15 protein-coding genes are annotated in these 15,957 nt (G+C 68.7%); 8 read left to right on the forward strand and 7 right to left on the reverse strand.

The window, feature by feature from the left end; all coding sequences use genetic code 11:
- Nucleotides 1–63 precede the first annotated feature (63 nt).
- Nucleotides 64–1,029, reverse strand: coding sequence for a hypothetical protein (locus tag ABD116_RS23660; RefSeq protein WP_343974165.1), 966 nt, complete (start codon nucleotides 1,027–1,029; stop codon nucleotides 64–66).
- 245 nt (nucleotides 1,030–1,274) lie between these two features.
- Here ABD116_RS23660 and ABD116_RS23665 point away from each other — a divergent pair, with 245 nt between their 5' ends.
- Nucleotides 1,275–2,297, forward strand: coding sequence for a WxL protein peptidoglycan domain-containing protein (locus tag ABD116_RS23665; protein WP_343974168.1), 1,023 nt, complete (start codon nucleotides 1,275–1,277; stop codon nucleotides 2,295–2,297).
- Here ABD116_RS23665 and ABD116_RS23670 read toward each other — a convergent pair.
- Nucleotides 2,217–2,651 carry an SRPBCC family protein gene (locus tag ABD116_RS23670; protein ID WP_343974415.1) on the reverse strand — a complete coding sequence of 145 codons (435 nt, stop codon included), beginning with the start codon at nucleotides 2,649–2,651 and terminating at the stop codon, nucleotides 2,217–2,219. The genes ABD116_RS23665 and ABD116_RS23670 overlap by 81 nt on opposite strands.
- Between ABD116_RS23670 and ABD116_RS23675 the strand changes: the two genes are divergently transcribed.
- Nucleotides 2,533–2,865 (forward strand): MarR family winged helix-turn-helix transcriptional regulator, encoded by a 333-nt coding sequence (locus tag ABD116_RS23675; protein WP_343974417.1) that lies wholly within the window; start codon nucleotides 2,533–2,535, stop codon nucleotides 2,863–2,865. The two genes, ABD116_RS23670 and ABD116_RS23675, sit on opposite strands and share 119 nt — an antisense overlap.
- Nucleotides 2,866–2,878: 13 nt before the next feature.
- On the opposite strand, the gene ABD116_RS23680 is transcribed toward ABD116_RS23675, so the two are convergent.
- Both ABD116_RS23680 and ABD116_RS23685 read right to left on the reverse strand, forming a co-directional pair.
- Entirely contained in the window at nucleotides 2,879–3,490 is a 612-nt protein-coding gene (locus ABD116_RS23680; RefSeq protein WP_343974171.1) for a SecDF P1 head subdomain-containing protein, read from the reverse strand.
- A 41-nt stretch (nucleotides 3,491–3,531) separates the two neighbouring features.
- On the reverse strand, nucleotides 3,532–4,422 hold the full coding sequence (locus tag ABD116_RS23685; RefSeq protein ID WP_343974174.1) for an endo alpha-1,4 polygalactosaminidase: 891 nt from the start codon (nucleotides 4,420–4,422) through the stop codon (nucleotides 3,532–3,534).
- Between the two features lie 153 nt (nucleotides 4,423–4,575).
- Between ABD116_RS23685 and ABD116_RS23690 the strand changes: the two genes are divergently transcribed.
- Genes ABD116_RS23690 through ABD116_RS23705 form a run of 4 tightly spaced genes read left to right on the forward strand, consistent with a single transcriptional unit; the run spans nucleotide 4,576 to nucleotide 11,009 of the window.
- Nucleotides 4,576–6,804 carry a carbohydrate-binding protein gene (locus ABD116_RS23690; RefSeq protein ID WP_343974176.1) on the forward strand — a complete coding sequence of 743 codons (2,229 nt, stop codon included), beginning with the start codon at nucleotides 4,576–4,578 and terminating at the stop codon, nucleotides 6,802–6,804.
- A 49-nt stretch (nucleotides 6,805–6,853) separates the two neighbouring features.
- Complete coding sequence (locus ABD116_RS23695; protein ID WP_343974179.1) at nucleotides 6,854–9,040, forward strand: MMPL family transporter; 2,187 nt, start codon at nucleotides 6,854–6,856, stop codon at nucleotides 9,038–9,040.
- The gene (locus ABD116_RS23700) at nucleotides 9,037–10,320 is read left to right on the forward strand and encodes a sensor histidine kinase (RefSeq protein WP_343974182.1); all 1,284 of its coding nucleotides are present in this window, start codon (nucleotides 9,037–9,039) and stop codon (nucleotides 10,318–10,320) included. Before ABD116_RS23695 ends, ABD116_RS23700 begins: the two co-directional genes overlap by 4 nt.
- Complete coding sequence (locus ABD116_RS23705; RefSeq protein ID WP_343974185.1) at nucleotides 10,317–11,009, forward strand: response regulator transcription factor; 693 nt, start codon at nucleotides 10,317–10,319, stop codon at nucleotides 11,007–11,009. Before ABD116_RS23700 ends, ABD116_RS23705 begins: the two co-directional genes overlap by 4 nt.
- A 47-nt stretch (nucleotides 11,010–11,056) precedes the next feature.
- Here ABD116_RS23705 and ABD116_RS23710 read toward each other — a convergent pair whose 3' ends face one another.
- Nucleotides 11,057–12,049 carry a DNA glycosylase AlkZ-like family protein gene (locus ABD116_RS23710; RefSeq protein ID WP_343974187.1) on the reverse strand — a complete coding sequence of 331 codons (993 nt, stop codon included), beginning with the start codon at nucleotides 12,047–12,049 and terminating at the stop codon, nucleotides 11,057–11,059.
- A gap of 65 nt (nucleotides 12,050–12,114) precedes the next feature.
- Here ABD116_RS23710 and ABD116_RS23715 point away from each other — a divergent pair, with 65 nt between their 5' ends.
- Nucleotides 12,115–13,710: a molybdopterin-dependent oxidoreductase gene (locus tag ABD116_RS23715; RefSeq protein ID WP_343974190.1), complete on the forward strand. Its 1,596-nt coding sequence runs from the start codon at nucleotides 12,115–12,117 to the stop codon at nucleotides 13,708–13,710.
- Here ABD116_RS23715 and ABD116_RS23720 read toward each other — a convergent pair whose 3' ends face one another.
- Nucleotides 13,711–14,334 carry a TMEM175 family protein gene (locus ABD116_RS23720; RefSeq protein ID WP_343974192.1) on the reverse strand — a complete coding sequence of 208 codons (624 nt, stop codon included), beginning with the start codon at nucleotides 14,332–14,334 and terminating at the stop codon, nucleotides 13,711–13,713.
- A 13-nt stretch (nucleotides 14,335–14,347) separates the two neighbouring features.
- Complete coding sequence (locus ABD116_RS23725) at nucleotides 14,348–15,385, reverse strand: helix-turn-helix transcriptional regulator (RefSeq protein WP_343974195.1); 1,038 nt, start codon at nucleotides 15,383–15,385, stop codon at nucleotides 14,348–14,350.
- Nucleotides 15,386–15,490: 105 nt separating this feature from the next.
- Between ABD116_RS23725 and ABD116_RS23730 the strand changes: the two genes are divergently transcribed.
- Entirely contained in the window at nucleotides 15,491–15,955 is a 465-nt protein-coding gene (locus ABD116_RS23730) for a VOC family protein (protein ID WP_343974198.1), read from the forward strand.
- Nucleotides 15,956–15,957: the final 2 nt, after the last annotated feature.

A 15,957-nucleotide genomic window follows, 5' to 3' on the forward strand; every position in this document is an offset into this window, starting at 1 on the left:
AGGCTGAGCCCGGCCACCACGGCAGCGAAACGACGAAATCTCATTCTGCGGTGTCTCCCTTTACTACTCGCCGATCAGCGACGGGCTGCCGCTGCCGGTGTACAGGAAGTGCGTCACCCCGTTGTGGCTGGCCGGCGCGCTGCCGATGGTGTTGATGACGGTCTTCGAGCCGTTCGCCTTGCTCATGGCGTACACCGTGAGCGTCTTCGCCGTGGGGTCGAAGCCGGTGAGCAGCGTGCTGCTACCGCAGCGCGACGCGACGAGCTTGTCGTACTGCTTGAAGCCGGTCGTGCGGACCGCCTTCAGGGTGCCCTTCAGCGGAGCGGTCACCGGGAGGTGGATCGTCCACAGGGCGCCGGCCTTGGTGGTGGCCAGGATGGTGTCGTAGCCGACCGTCTCGGAGATCACGGTGATCGACTTGAACGAGCCGTAGCCGGCCGCGCTGCCGTAGCTGGTGATCGGACCGGTCGGGCCGTTCACGCTGTAGCGGTAGAGCGAGCCGTTGGTGTGCAGGCCGTAGAGGAACAGGTGCGGCCGCGTCGTGCCCGGCACGTAGTAGTTGGAGCTGGTCAGGGCGGTGAAGCCGCCCCAGCCGGCGCCGAGCTTCTTCGAGCTCGTGGTCGGCGGGTTGGTGGTGCCGTTCTTGTACGTCTCGGCGCCGGCGTACAGGTTGCTGCCCTGCAGCACGAAGCCCGCGTAGTAGTAGATGTTGGCCGGGGTGCGCCACCCGTACCAGGTCGAGCTGGTCCGGGCGGCGAACAGCTTGAACGGCGCGAAGTTGCTGACCGTCAGCGGCTTGGTCGCGGTGATCCCGTAGCCGGAGTTGATCCCCGCGGCGGTGATCGCGCCGACCTCGACACCGCAGGCGGCCGCGGCGGCCTTGGTCTGCGGGGTCTGAGCCGCGGAGTGGCCGAGCGTGGTGCTCGGCCGGGGGTCGCTCTGTACGCCCGCCGAGGCCTGGCCGGCCGCGGCGGCCCCCGTCACCAGGCTGAGCCCGGCGACCGCAAGAGCAAAACGACGAATTCTCATCTGCAAAGATCTCCCTTAGTACTCGATGCCCCCCGAGGGCCTCTCGCACCGACGAATGTCGCCACACCCTATCGAGCCAGAGGTCTACACCAGTTCGGGGTTGCAGGTAGCTGCAACCCGCCTCGACTGTTGCGGCCCGGTCGGCCGCTCCGCCAGCCGCTGTTCACCTGCGCTCCATCCGGGCGTCGGACGCTGCAATCCGCCCCATCGGCACGTCTCCCGTCCGATCGTCCGAGGGACACCTGATGCACCCGCCGGTACTCCGCGGGTCAACGGTCCTGCACGCCGTGACCCGTGTCCTCGCCGTCCTGCTGCTCGCCCTGCCCGGGGTCGTGCTGTCTGGCGTCGTGCTGCCTGACCTCGTCTTGCCTGGCGCCGGTCAGCCGCAGCGGGCGTTCGCGGCCGACAACCCGCCCTGGGAGATCAAGCCTGCCGCCAACATCTTCGGGGCGAAGCGCCCGAGCTTCAGCTACGCCCTGCCGCGCGGCGGCCAGCTGCGCGACGGCCTGCTGATCGTCAACCGCGGCCGGACCGCGCTGACAGTGACGCTGCACGGCGCCGACGCCTTCACCACCGACGACGGCAGCATCGAGCTTCGGAGCACGGAGGCCAAGCCGCGCGACGTCGGCGCCTGGATCGAGTTGGATGAGACCACTGTGCGGGTCCCGCCCGGCCGCTCCGTCGACGTACCGTTCCGCCTTGCGCTCCCCGACAGCGCCACACCCGGCGACCACCTGGGCGGCATCGTCGCACTGGTGCAGCAGGCCGGTACTACGGACCGCCTGACCACCACCAGAATCCGCCTCCAAGTCAGCGGCGAACTCAAACCGGCCCTCGCCGTCGAGGACCTGAAGGTGCACTACTCCGGTACTCCGAACCCCTTCGGCGAAGGCAGTGTCGCCGTCACCTACACCGTCCGCAACACCGGCAACACCATCGTCGCGGCCCGCCAGGCGGCCGCCGTCACCGGCCCGTTCGGCGTCTTCACCGCCGGTCCCGGGCAACTCGCCGATTCACCCCAGCTGCTCCCCGGTGAGACGTGGAAGGTCGCCGCCTCGATCCCCGGCGTACCGCCGGCCCTCCGCCTGACCGGCACAGTCCGCGTCGTACCGGTCGCGAAATCGGCCCCTCAACCCACCAGCGCCGCCACCGCTCACGTCCTCACCATCCCGTGGACACTCCTGCTCCTACTGATCGGCTGCGCAGGCGTCCTCGCCCTCGCCATCCTCAGCCGCCGCAACCGGAAGCGCCCCGCCCACGCCAGATGAGCACAAGGCCCGGACTGCTTCGAGCTCAGCCTCCACGACGGCCATCTGCGCGGTGACGGCGTCGTCCGGCGCGTCCAAGGGGAACTGCAGCGTGAACTGGTACTCGCTGCCGTCGCCGTTCGGCAGTACCCGGCTGTAGGCGCCTTGGCTCGGATCGTCGGCCGAGAGGATGTCGACGGTGCCGTGCTCGCGTGACGAGCGGACCACGATCCTCGCCTCGCCCTGTTCGTTCTCGATGATCCAGTGCTGGCCGGCCGGACGGGCCGAGCGGGCGAAGCCGGGGGCCCAGCGGGGGAACGCGGTCGGGTCGGAGACGAGCTCGAAGACCGTCTCCGGCGAGGCCGCGATGGCGATGTTGCTCGACGGGCTGGTCGAGGACGGGCTGGTCGTGCGCGAGCAGGATCCGGCGGACCGGCGCAACCGGCTGGTCCGGCTGACGCCGGCGGGCGAGGCGCGGCTGGTCGCCGTACGGGCCGAGATCCGGGCGATGGAGGAGGAGTTGCTCGGTGAGTTCAGCGCGGCCGAGCGGCGGTCGCTGATCGGGATGCTGACCCGCCTCGCGGACTAGCTCGCCATGAGTTCTAGCCGGTGATGTCGGCGGCGGTCTTCTCGGCTTCGGCGCGGGTCTTGGCGCTGATCTGGACCTTGCCGCCGGTGATCTCGGACATCACCGTGGGGGCGGTGACGACCTTGCCGCGGACGACGATCGCGAGCTGGTTCTCCGGCGGGGTCCTGGTGGCGAGTCCGGCGGTGAGCTGCGCGAACGCCTTCGAGCCTTCGTCGTCCAGTCTCAGGTTGACGACCCAGGCGACCTTGTCGGGCGATTGGGCGGCGACCACCTCGGTGACGTGGGTGCCGTCGAGCCTGGCCTTGCCGAGGGTGTAGCGGATCCCGTCCGAGCCGCAGGCGGTGTCCGCGGAGGCGGTCGTCGTCGAGGCGCCGCAGCCGTTGGGCTCGGCCTTGACGACCGGGCGGAACTGTACGGCCTCCGGCGTCGACGGCCGGGTGGCGACCTTCTCGACGGCGGGCTTGCCGTCGTCGTTGTTGTTGCGCAGTAGCAGGACGCCACCCGTGACGAGGATGCCGACCAGCAGCAGTCCGAGCACGACGAACATCACGATCAGTGGCGTCTGGTTCCGGCTCGGCTGACCGCTGTACTGCTGACCGCTGTACTGCGGCGTCTGCTGGGACATGCCTTCAGATACTACGCGTCACGAGTGTCAGGCACTGAGTGTCAGCAGGTCTCGCGGAGGTGGTCGGGGGTGCCGGGCGGGGTGACGTCCAGGTCGCGGCGGACGATGGAGAGTTTGTTGCCGAAGGCATCGCAGGCCTTGCGCAGGCCGGCGGCGGTGTACTCGATCACCAGCACATGGTTGCCGAAGGCATCGGCATAGGCGGCGCATTCGTCGTACTGCCCGCACTCCTCGGAGACGGCGAAGTCGAGTCCTACCGACTTGCGGTCGGCGACGAGGTCGGCACTGTTCTTCTGGCCGATCGCGAGGTTGCGCCGGTGTGCGTGAGTCGCCAGGAGCGTGAGGAACTCCTTCGCTTGATCAGCGGTCAGGAGGTTCTTCGAGCGGGTGTAGCTGTCGTAGTTGTCCGGCTCGATGGCTTGGTAGCCGCTCGCCGCGCAGCCGTCGATCCAGGCGTTGACCTTGGTCGCGATCCGTTGCCGTTTGCCGGCGGTACGCAGGTCGAGCAGCGGTTCGTCCCAGTCCTCGTCGATGACCGTCTTGCCGGCCTTGTCCTTGAGCAGCAGGTCCTGGTCCCACTGGTCCTGCTCGCCGGGCTGGGCCTGGAAGGCGTTGACGTAACAGACGTTGTAGAGCCCGTTGACTGCCGGCGCGGTCCGGTCGCGCACCACGATCTCCACCCCAGCAGCCGGCGGATACGGGCCACCCAGCTGATAGTCGAACCCGGCATGCAGGGGCGGAAGCCTGACCGCCGGTCCCGGTGAGGTCGGCGCGGGACTCGAGGTGCCGGCGGTCGGCGGACTGGCGGTCGGTGTGCCGGCCGCGGCCGGTTCGTCCGGAGTCGACGGCCGGTTGAGTAGGTAGGCGAGTCCGGCGAGGAGGAGGACGCCGCCGAGCAGGGCGAGCAGGAGCCGGCGGACGCGCGCGGGCACAGCAGACAAGGGTGATTCCAACCGCTCGGGACCTGGTACGACGCATTCTCGCCTGCGAGAAGTTCCGGAACCGGGAGAGGGGTGTGCAATGCCTGGCCGGACAGTAGAGTCGCCGCCGAAGCAAGCGCTTTCCCCGTCTATCGAGGAGACATCGTGAGGCGATCCATCAGTGCGGCGGTCCTGGTTGCCGCGGCCGCCGGGAGCATGCTCGCAGCGGCCGGGCTGCCGGCGACCGCGGGCCTGCCCGCGACGAGCGGCCGGCCTGACCGCGGTACCGCCGTCACCGGCACCTACTCCAGCGGACCGGCGCAAGCCTGGCAGCCGCTGCCCACCAGCTATGTGACCAGCGACCAGGGCGGTACGACGGACGCCACCGTCGTCGTCGACCCGAGCACGCTGCGGCAGCAGTACTCCGGGATCGGCTTCTCGCTCGACGAGACCAGCGTCTCCAACCTGTGGAAGCTGACGCCCGCCGAACGCGACCGCGCGATCCGGCTGCTCGTCGACCCGTTGACCGGCGCCGGGCTGGACCGGTTCCGGCTGACCATCGGCAGCCCGGACCTGATCGAGCACCTGCCGTTCTGGTCGTACGACGAACTGCCGGCCGGCGTGGCCGACGACTTCGCCCTCAAGCACTTCTCGATCAAGCGCGACGTCGACCTGCACATCGTCGAGACCGCCAAGCTGATCAAGCGCTACAACCCGCGCGCCACCTTCTTCGCCTCGGCGTGGAGCGCGCCGGCCTGGATGAAGACCAACAACCGGTTCACCGGCGAGGTAGCCCTCAAGCCCGGCAGCACGTCGTACTACCAGGTCGGCAAACTGCGCGACGACTGCATCGACGTCTTCGCCCGGTACTACGTCAAGTACATCCAGGCCTACGCCAAGCAGGGCATCAAGGTCGACGCGCTGACCCTGCTCAACGAACCGGGCATCGACGTGGTCTATCCCGCGATGGACATCAGCGTCGAGCAGCAGCAGAAGCTGGCGATCGCGATCAAGCGCGAGGTGAAGCGGGCCGGCCTCGGCACCGATCTCTACGTGCACGACTTCAACTTCTGGGACTGGCGCGACCCGAACAGCACCGAGACGAAGAACTACTACCGGATCCTCAACGACCCGTTGGCCGCTAAGGCCGCGGACGCGATCGCGTTCCACCCGTACTGGGGTGCCCCGGCCGTCATGCGCGACGCCTACGAGCAGACCGGCAAGCCGGTGCACATGACCGAGACGAGCGACCTCAGCCCGGCCACGATCCTGAACTACTTCCGGCTGGACGCCTCGTCGTACGTGATGTGGGCGCAGACCACCGACCAGGACGGCGGCACCCTGCACTGGACGCCGCTGCGCGACAACAACGTCGACTGGGAAGAGGTCGGCCGCACCACCAAATGGCCCAACCGGCTGGTCAAGGTCAACACCGCGACGCAGACCTTCACGGTTCGCGACGAGCTCTACGCGATGGGCCAGTTCGCGAAGTACCTGGGCAAGGAGCACACCCGGGTCGAGTCGAGCGCGACCTCGAACGGCATCGCCAACGTGGTCTACAAGGACCGCGGCGACAACTTCGTCGCCATCGTCGGCAACAGCAACGCCACCCCGTCGACGGTCCGGGTCGTGCTCGCCGGCAAGTCGTTCACGGCGACGGTCCCGGCCAACTCCTACGCGACGTACCGCTGGAAGGGCGACCTCCCGTCCCAGCACCACAACCACGCACCGGTACTACGCCCCGTCGGGGACGTAGTCGCCGACCAGTACGCCACCACCCAGGTGCAACTGTCCGCGACCGACCGGGATCGCGATCGGCTCGCCTACTACGCCGTCGACCTGCCCGCCGGCGTGACCGTCGACGGACGCAGCGGCCTGGTGACGCTGCATCCGACCTCCGCGGGCAAGCAGGACCTGAAGTTCCGGGTCACCGATGGGGCTGCGAGTGATGAGGTGACCGTCCATGTGACGGTGACGCCGCACGGTACGCCGGTCGGTGAGAAGGTCGAGGCGGAGGCGTACGTCGCCCAGCACGGCTGGACCGACGGTGGCGCCAACTTCATCGAGAACAATGCGGCCGCGAGTGGTGGCAAGAACGTCGGCTGGACGGCGGCGGGCAACTGGCTGCAGTACCGGCTGGACCTCACCAACGCAGGGACGTACGACGTGGAGCTCCGCGTCGCGAACGGCACCGGCGCGACTGCTCCGGACGCGATCTCGCTGCGGGACGCGTCAGGCGCAGTACTGGCGAAGGTGTCCGTACCGAGTACGGGTGGCTGGGGGACGTACCAGTCGATCCACACCCAGGTGACGCTGCCCGCGGGCGACCAGCTGATCACCTTGTTCTGCGAGACGGGCGGTTTCAACGTCGACTATCTACGCCTGACCGCCTAGCTGTACTGCAATTTCAGTAGGTAGGTGTCTGCAGGAGCACGACGACACAGTGGCCCTTCGGATCGAGGCTGGACGGATAGCCGATCTCGATCTGGAGGCCTGTGTCGTGGCGCTGTTTCTCTACCGTTTGGGTCGTCTGGCCTTTCGCCGGCGTTGGTACGTCGTACTGATCTGGGGTGCTGTCCTCGCGGTTGCCGGTCTGGCGGCCGGCGCCGCGACCGGCCTGCCGTCAGATACGAAGTCGACGCCGGGTGGCGACAGCGCGCGAGTCGTGTTCATCGCGCCGGCCGGGCAGAAGGTCACCGATGCAGGCAATCGGGCCGCGATCGAAGGGTTCGTCGCCGAGGTGTCGCGGGGGAGTCAGGTCGCCAGTGCGGCCAATCCGTTCGCGGCCCGGGCGGTGAGTCGGGACGAGTCGGTTGCCTATGTGGTCGTCGGCTACGCAGGGGGCTCCGACGAGCTCACCGAGGACACCAGGAACCAGTTGCGGGCCGCGATCGACCGGGCCGAGACGTCCGGCTTGACGGTCGAGGTCGGGGGACCGGTGCTGGCCGACAAGCCCAAGGTCGGTGGAGCGAGTGAATTGGTCGCCGTCGCGCTGGCGGCCGTGATCCTGGTGGTGACGTTCGGTTCGCTGGTGGCCGCGGGGCTTCCGTTGCTGACGGCTCTGCTCGGAGTCGGGATCAGTACGCTGACGATCCTTGCCGTCGGCAACGCCTTCGGGTTGTCCACGACCACTACCGTCCTCGCCTCGATGCTGGGGCTGGCGGTCGGCGTCGACTATGCGCTGTTCGTGGTCTCGCGCTATCGCGAGGAACGGGCCAAGGGCCGGCCGGCCCAGGAGGCCGTCGGGCTGGCGGTCGGCACGGCCGGTTCGGCTGTGGTCTTCGCGGGGCTCACCGTCGTCATCACGCTGGCCGGGCTCACGGTGCTCGGCATCCCGTCGGCGGGCAAGATGGGCCTGGCGGCGGCCGGCGCGGTCGTTGTGGCGGTCTTCATCGCGCTGACGTTGGTACCGGCTCTGCTGGGCTTCTGGCCGGATGCCGTGCTGTCGCGGCGAGTTCGCAACGGTAGGTCCGCAGAGGAAACCGAGAATCGCGGGACGCGGTGGGCGCGGCTCGTGCTGCGTCGTCCGCTGCCGGTACTGCTTGCCACGATCGCCGCCTTGGTGGTGCTCGCGATCCCGGTACTGGACCTGCAGTTGGGCGCGCCAGGCGACGAGAGCAGGTCCACCGCGACCACCGAGCGGCGTGCCTATGACGCTCTCGCCACCGCCTTCGGGCCTGGCTTCAACGGGCCGCTGACCATCGTGGTGGACACGGGCGGGGTGAGCGACCCGAAGGCTGCGGTCGCGACCATCGCAGCGAGGATTGCCGAGACGCCTGGCGTGGTGTCGGTCTCGCCGCCGCGGTTCGACCCGGCACGGAGTACCGCGCTGTTCATGGCCACCCCGTCGACCGCTCCCGCCAGCCAGCAGACGAAGGACCTGGTTCACCTGATCCGGGACAACCGCGCTGTCACCGAGGCTGGTACCGGCGCTACCTTCCTGGTCGCCGGCCTCACGGCGGCCGACATCGATCTGGCCGATCAGGTGATGGGTGCCCTGGGCCCCTACCTCGCGATCGTGCTGAGCCTGGCCTTCCTGCTCCTGCTGACCATCTTCCGGTCGCCGATCGTGCCGCTGGAGGCGGTCTTCGGGTTCCTGTTGTCCACCGGCGCAGCGCTGGGTGCGGTGGTCGCCGTCTTCCAGTGGGGTTGGGGTGCCGAGCTGATCGGCCTGCAGCAGACCGGCCCGATCATCTCGATGATGCCGGTCGTGCTGGTGGGCATCATCTTCGGCCTGGCGATGGACTACGAGGTGTTCTTCGTGTCCCGGATGCGGGAGGCGCACTCGAGCGGCGAGCCGGCGAGCGAGTCCGTCGTCACCGGCTTCCGGCACAGCGCCCGGATCGTGGTGGCCGCCGCGCTGATCATGGTCGCGGTGTTCTCCGGCTTCGTCGGCGCCGACCTGCCGATGATCACGATGATCGGCTTCGCGCTGGCGGTCGCCGTCCTGCTGGACGCGTTCGTGGTCCGGATGACGCTGGTACCCGCCCTGCTCAAGCTCACGGGTGAGATCGCGTGGTCGTTGCCGCGCCGGCTGGACCGCATCCTGCCGCAGGTCGACGTGGAAGGCGCGGCTCTTCGCGATCGGGTGCCTAAAGTGGTGGAGACGACCATGGGAGTGGGCGCTTGACGATCAACTGGCGTGAGTACCTCAGGAAGTACCCGCATGTCGTCGACGTCGCGCTCGTCGCCTTGCTGTTTCTCGCGGCGTCCGGGCCGGCGATGCTCAACAGCGAGCTGTCCGCCACCGACAAGCTGAGCTGGCGGTCTGCCGTGCCACTGGCGCTGATCGGCTCGCTGGCTGTCTTGTGGCGGCGCGGCCACCCGCGCACGGTGGTCGTGGTGACAGCGCTGTGCGGATGCGCTGCGGGCGGTTTCGGGTATCTGATCACGCCGCAGACGCTGGCTCCGCTGATGGTGGCGCTCTACGAACTGGCCTTGCGGGCTCCGGGGCGGACCACGCGGTGGTACTGGCTTGGTGTCACGCTGGCAATCGGTGCATCGGCACTGGTCGGCGATCGCCACCGCTATCCGTGGGTCTTCGTGATCGTCAATGCCGTTCTGTACCTCGTACTGCCGGTGGCCGTCGCGGAAGCTACCCGGCTCAGGCGCAACTACTTGGCAGCCGTCCAGGCTCGCGCTGAGCATGCCGAGCAGACTCGCGAGGAGGACGCACGGCATCGGGTCGCCGAGGAGCGGGTGCGGATCGCTCGCGAACTGCATGATGTGGTCGCCCACCACCTGGCCCTGGCCAACGCCCAGGCCGGCACCGCCGCCTATCTGGCCCGCAGCCACCCTGACCAGGTCGAGCCGATCCTCGAACAACTAACCGGTACTACGACCGCCGCCCTCCGCGAATTGAAAGCCACCGTCGGCCTCCTGCGCCGGCCCGACGACACGACCTCTCCACTCGAACCGGCGCCCGGCCTTGCCCGCCTCCCCGAGCTGACCGCCGCCTTCGCAGCCTCCGGGCTCGAGGTCGAGGTCACCGTCGAGGGTCAGCAGCAACCGCTGTCGGCCGGCGTCGACCTGACCGCGTTCCGAATCATCCAGGAGGCACTCTCCAACGTCACCAAGCATGCGACCACCGACACCGCGCAGGTGCAGTTGACGTACCGGAACGACCACCTCACCATCACCATCTCCAACACAGACTCCCCAACAGACGCTTCGACCCTGGATCACCCGGCACGGGGTGAGGTGACCGCGGGGCACTCGGCGCCGGGTGGGGTGGCGGGGCGCGCGGTACGGGGTGGAGCGGCGGCAGAACGCGTGGCGGCGGGTGGGGTGGAGGGTGGGTTTGGGTTGGTGGGAATGCGGGAGCGGGTGGTGGCGGTGGGAGGGCGGTTTCATGCTGGGAGGCGGGCTGAGGGTGGGTTCGTCGTGACGACTACCTTGCCGGTGCGATGACGATCCGGGTGCTGCTGGCCGATGACCAGGCGTTGCTGCGGGCAACCTTTCGGATGCTGATCGAGGCGACGCCGGAGATGGAGGTGGTCGGGGAGGCGGCCGACGGGGAGGAAGCGGTTGCGCTGACTCGTGCGCACCAGCCGGACGTCGTGCTGATGGATATCCGGATGCCTGGCACCAACGGGCTTGCTGCCACCGCGGCGATCTGCGCCGACCCGGAGCTGGCGGCGACCCGGGTCCTGATCCTCACGACCTTCGAGACGGACGAGTATGTTGCCGAAGCTCTCCGTGCCGGCGCCAGCGGGTTCCTCGGGAAGGACGTCTCGGCCGACGGGCTGCTCGACGGTATCCGCACCGTTGCGGCCGGCGAAGCGCTGCTGTCCCCGACGGCGACCCGGGCGTTGATCGCCCGATTCCTCACCACCGACGAACCGAAGGCCGGTACTGCCGGTCTCGACGTGCTGAGCGCCCTCACCGCCCGCGAACGCGAGGTCATGGCGCTGGCCGCCGAGGGCAAGTCCAACTCCGAGATCGCCGACCAGTTGGTGGTCAGCGTGTTCACCGTCCGCACCCACATCCAGCGCGCCCTCACCAAACTCCACGCCCGCGACCGCGCCCAGCTGGTAGTGATCGCCTACCAAACCGGCCTGGTCCGACCGCCTCCACGAGAGGTCACCGAGCCCGGCTGAGACTCACTGCGCGGCGCAACGGACCCGGCGACGGACTTCTCGCCAGGTCAGCCGGCGGCCGTCTCGCAGTGGGTCCACCAGTTGACGAAGCTTGACCACTTGGCTTCCGCCTCCGTGGTCAGCGGCTCCCAGGGGGACAGCGTTGGCGGCTCGTTCTTGCGGTAGGTCCAGTGGGCGACGACCCGGCCGCGCTGGATCAGGCTGCCGGGCATGCGTTGTGGGTTGAAGCGGGGGTCGCGCTTCGCCTCGTACAGAGGGTCGGTCGTCGAGTGCCTGCAGTAGTAGAGGTTGTCGAACTCCGGTAGGACGTGGAGGCCGGGGCGCGTTGCTGTCGGGGCTGGCATTTCGAGTTGGTCTGCGACGGTTTGGGCTTCGGATTTCTTGAGGCCGGACCAGTAGGCGAAGTCGTCGACGGTTGCCGGGCCGAACGCGGTTGCGAACGACCGGGCGAGGTCGCGCAATCCGGACCGGGCGTCGGCCGGTTGTGGGGGTGCGGGGGCGAGGCGGTACGTCGTACGGGGTGGGTGCCAGGCGTTGTCCGGGGCTACTTCGACGACCGGGAGGATCATGCGGAGGGCGAAGCCCAGGTGGCGGGGTTCGGCGTCGGGGAAGTGTTTGGCGGCTGCGGATCCGAGGTCTGCGCGGGTTCGCGGGTGGTCGTCGGACATGAGGTCGAGGCCGAAGTCGTGGAGTGCTTGGTAGTCGACGGAGGTCCAGATTCCGCGGCAGAAGCCGGCGACGAGTCGCTTCAGGGCTGGTTCGAGGGCCGTGCGCCAGAGCCAGTACTGGCGGAGGGTGAGGAGGTGGACGGTGCCTCGCATCACGTTCGACTTCACCAGGTCGTACGACTGCATCCGGGCGGTCAACTCTTCGAGGTCGCTCTTCTCGCCGCAGCGGGTCCAGATCGCTACCGGGATCGCGCGTGCGGTTTGCGCGTTGATGCCGGCGAGTTGTTCGACGAGTGCGACGAGGTCACCTGGGAACGGCTCGTCGAGGGACTGGCCTGACCACGGGAGGGCGCTGGGCGGCTCGGGGTCCATGGGGTGATCGTAAGGAATGTCGGGGTCTGACCGATCCGCGGCGGGTGCCGGTCCGAAGTACCGATATGACCTCGAAGAGACGCCGTGCGCTGGCAGCCGTTGGAGGAGTGCTCGCCGCGGGTGCCGGACTGGGGCTTGGTGAGCTGACGGCGGCGCTGGCGGGTGGTACGTCGCCGGTGGTCGGCGTCGGCACCCAGTTGATCGACCTGGCGCCGGGTGCTGCCAAGGACTTCGCGGTCAAGAACCTCGGTACTGCCGACAAGCCGGTCCTGATCGGCGTGGTGCTGCTCGCGGTGACCGTTTTCGCCTTGCTGGCGGGCGCGATCGGAGCGACGAGACCTCGCGTGGCCGTTGCGCTGACCGCCCTGCTCGGAGTACTGGCTATCCTGGCCGCCGCCACGGGCCGGACGCTCGCTCCGAACCATTTCGTCCGGGTGCTCCCCGGAATCATCACGTTGCTTGTAGCAACAATCGGCATCCTGCTCGTCCTACGGATCCTTCACCCCGGGAGCAGGACCAGCCAGCCCGGCAAGCCTGCCGCCAAGGCGTCGCCCGAGTCCGCCGGAGCGGCGGCCGGGCCGGCTGAGGCACCGGCTGGGTTTGATCGGCGGAGGTTTCTTGGGACTGCGATGGCGCTCGGCGTTGCCGGCGCGGGCGGATTGGGTGCCTCCTTGGTGATTCCGGCCGGGGTGAGTGAGGCGACGCGGCGGGGGATCAGGATTCCGGTGCCGGCCAGCCGGGCCCGGGCGATGCCGGCGGGGGTGATGGCCGACGTGCCCGGGGTGAGCCGGTTCGTCACGCCGAATCCGAGCTTCTACCGCGTCGACACGTTGTTGACCGTCCCGAAGGTCGATCCGCGGACCTGGAGCCTGCGGATCCACGGCATGGTCGATCGCGAGCTCGAGCTGAGCTTCGCCGACCTGCTCGACCGGCGGCTGATCGAGCGCGACATCACCCTCACCTGCGTCTCCAACGAGGTCGGCGGCCCGTACGTCGGCAACGCCCGCTGGATCGGCGTACCGATCGCCGAGCTGCTCCGCGAAGCCGGTGTCCAGGGCGACGCTGACGCGATCAAGTCGACCAGCGTCGACGGCCTCACCATCGGTACGCCGCTCAAGGCGCTCACCGACGGCCGGGACGCGATCCTCGCCGTCGGGATGAACGGTGAGCCGCTCCCCTTCGAGCACGGCTTCCCGGTCCGCATGGTGGTACCGGGCCTGTACGGCTACGTGTCCGCGACCAAATGGGTCGTCGACCTCGAGGTCACCAAGTTCGCCGACTTCAGCGCGTACTGGACCGACCGCGGCTGGGCCGTCGAGGCGCCGATCAAGACCTCGTCCCGGATCGACGTACCGAAGGGTTTCGCCCGGATCAAGGCCGGCCCAGCCGTCGCGGCCGGCGTCGCGTGGGCGCAACAACGCGGCATCGCCAAGGTCGAAGTACAGGTCGACGACGGCGAATGGCAACCCGCGAAGCTCGCCGCCGAAGACTCCATCGACACCTGGCGCCAATGGACCTTCCGCTGGAACGCAACCCCCGGCAACCACACACTGACCGTCCGGGCCACCGATACCACCGGCGAGGTCCAGACCGCCGACCGCGCAGCCCCTCGCCCCAACGGCTCCAGCGGCCTCCACAACACGGTGGTGATGGTCGAGTAGTCAGTCCGGACGATCTGAGGCAGCTACACCGCGGCGGGACCGGGTCAGCAAGGGTGGGAGCCAGTAGAAGGGGATCAGTAGGGCGAAGGTGATGATGCCTAGGACGGGGAGGAGGGCGCCTAGGGCGGTGCCGATGCCGTAGAGGACCGGGCCTAGGAGGAAGCGGCGGCTGATTGCCTGGGCTTCCTTCGGGGTGATGGTGGGGCCTAGTAGGCGGTGGTCTCGGCGGGCGTATTCCCAGATGGCGTTGAAGGGGAAGCCGCCGGCCACCAGGACGACGCCGTACAGGACGACGGCCGTTCGCTCGGACTCGCCGTTGCGGAGGGCGGACGCCAGGACGCCGGCGGTGAACGGGATGAGGGCGACCAGCAACAACAGCAGGGTGTTGAGGAAGAGCAGCATCCGGTCGGCCACCGCGATGTGGTCGAACATCGCGTGATGGTTCGCCCAGACCAGGCCGATCACCAGGAAGCTGATCGTGTAGCCGAGGTAGGACGGCCAGAGCTCCAGCAGCTTGTGGGCCAGATCGTGGGTGTCTTCGGGCACCTTGATCTCGATCACCAGCAAGGTGATGGCGATCGCGAACACGCCGTCGCTGAAGGCCTCCAGACGCGCAGTTTTCACCCGGCCGACGCTATCAGCGCGGGTGGGGCAGGACCGCCTGGTTTTCCGTACCACCGTCAGCCGCCCGAGCAGCGCGGGCTGCCCGCCGGGCGAGGTCGGCGAACGCGTTCCGCAGCTCCGGGGGATCGACCACCTCGATGTCGACGTCCCATCGGCTGAGGGTCGCTGCCAAGCCGGCCCACGACCAGGCGCCGAGGCGGACCCGGCAACTGTTGTCGTCCAAGGACTCGACGATGCCGTCGCGGGCGAAGGGGATGACGTCGGCTGCCGGAGCGGCCAGGATGACTTCTCCTTGGCAGGGCCAGGTGTTGGGGCCGGGTGAGCCTTTGAAGCGGGCGGCCAGGAAGGTGGCGGGGTCGCCGCCGGGGACTTCGCGCGGGGTGAAGCGGGGGCCGGTGGGGATGCGAGGGGTCATCCGGTCCGCGCGGTAGATGCGCCAGTCTTCGCGTGCGGGGTCCCAGGCGAGTAAGTACCAGCGGCCGGCCTGGGCCAGCAGGTGGTGCGGGTGGACCCGGCGTGGTGCCACCAGCGGGCCGTCGTCGCGATCGGTCGGGGATCGGTAGTCGAAGCGGAGTTCTTCCCGGCTGCGGATCGCGGCGCCGATCGCGATCAGTACTTCGATGTCCGCCTGCGGATCGCCTTCCTCCGGCTGCTTGACGATGGCCGTGTCCAAGGCGTCGAGTCGGGCCCGCAGTCGCTTGGGCATCAGTTGAGTCACCGTAGTGAGCGCCCGAGCCGCCGCCTCCTCGATCCCTGCGCCGACGAGCGCCGCAGTCCGGAGCGCCACGGCCAGCGCGACGGCTTGCTCGTCGTCGAACAGCAGCGGAGGGAGGTGGGCGCCCGCGTCCAACCGGTAGCCACCATCCGGCCCCTTGATTGCGCGGACCGGGTAGCCGAGTTCGCGGAGCCGGTCGATGTCCCGGCGTACCGTCCGCGAGGTCACCCCGAGGCGGGCGGCCAGCAGGTCGCCCGGCCAGTCCCGGCGTACTTGCAGCAGGGACAGCAAGGACAGCAGGCGTCGCGAGGCGGACGGCGCGGAATTGATCGGCATGGATCTCATCATGCATCAAGTAGTGGACGTTCTCTGTCCGCTACTGCTGCGATTGTTCGGTTGTCGCCGGAAACGGTCCGGTGGACAACGAACAGGAGACAACGCATGTCTGTGCAGACGGTCGCTCACCTCAACTTCCACGGCGAGGCACGGGAGGCGCTGGAGTTCTACGCGTCGGTGTTCGGTGGGGACCTCACCATCGCCACCTACGGCGACTTCGGGCTGCCGAAGGAGCTGCCCGACGCCGGCAAGGTCGTGTTCGGCCAGGTTGCCGGCGGCAACGGATTCCAGCTGATGGCGTACGACGTACCGGGCGAGACCACGCCGGTCACCCCGGCGCCCAGCACCCACCGGGCGAACGGCACCACGATCACCACCGAGAAGTTCTTCCTCTCGGTGCGTGGCGACAGGATCGACGAGGTCACCGCGTACTGGAAGGCCCTCTCCGAAGGCGCCACCGTGATCGAGAACCTCGCCCCCGCCCAATGGGCCCCCGCCTTCGGCATGCTCACCGACCGCTTCGGCATCACCTGGATCATCGACGTCGCCGCGACGAACCGCCAAGGCTGATC

It is taken from the genome of Kribbella koreensis, assembly GCF_039525325.1.
Lineage (GTDB): Bacteria > Actinomycetota > Actinomycetes > Propionibacteriales > Kribbellaceae > Kribbella > Kribbella koreensis.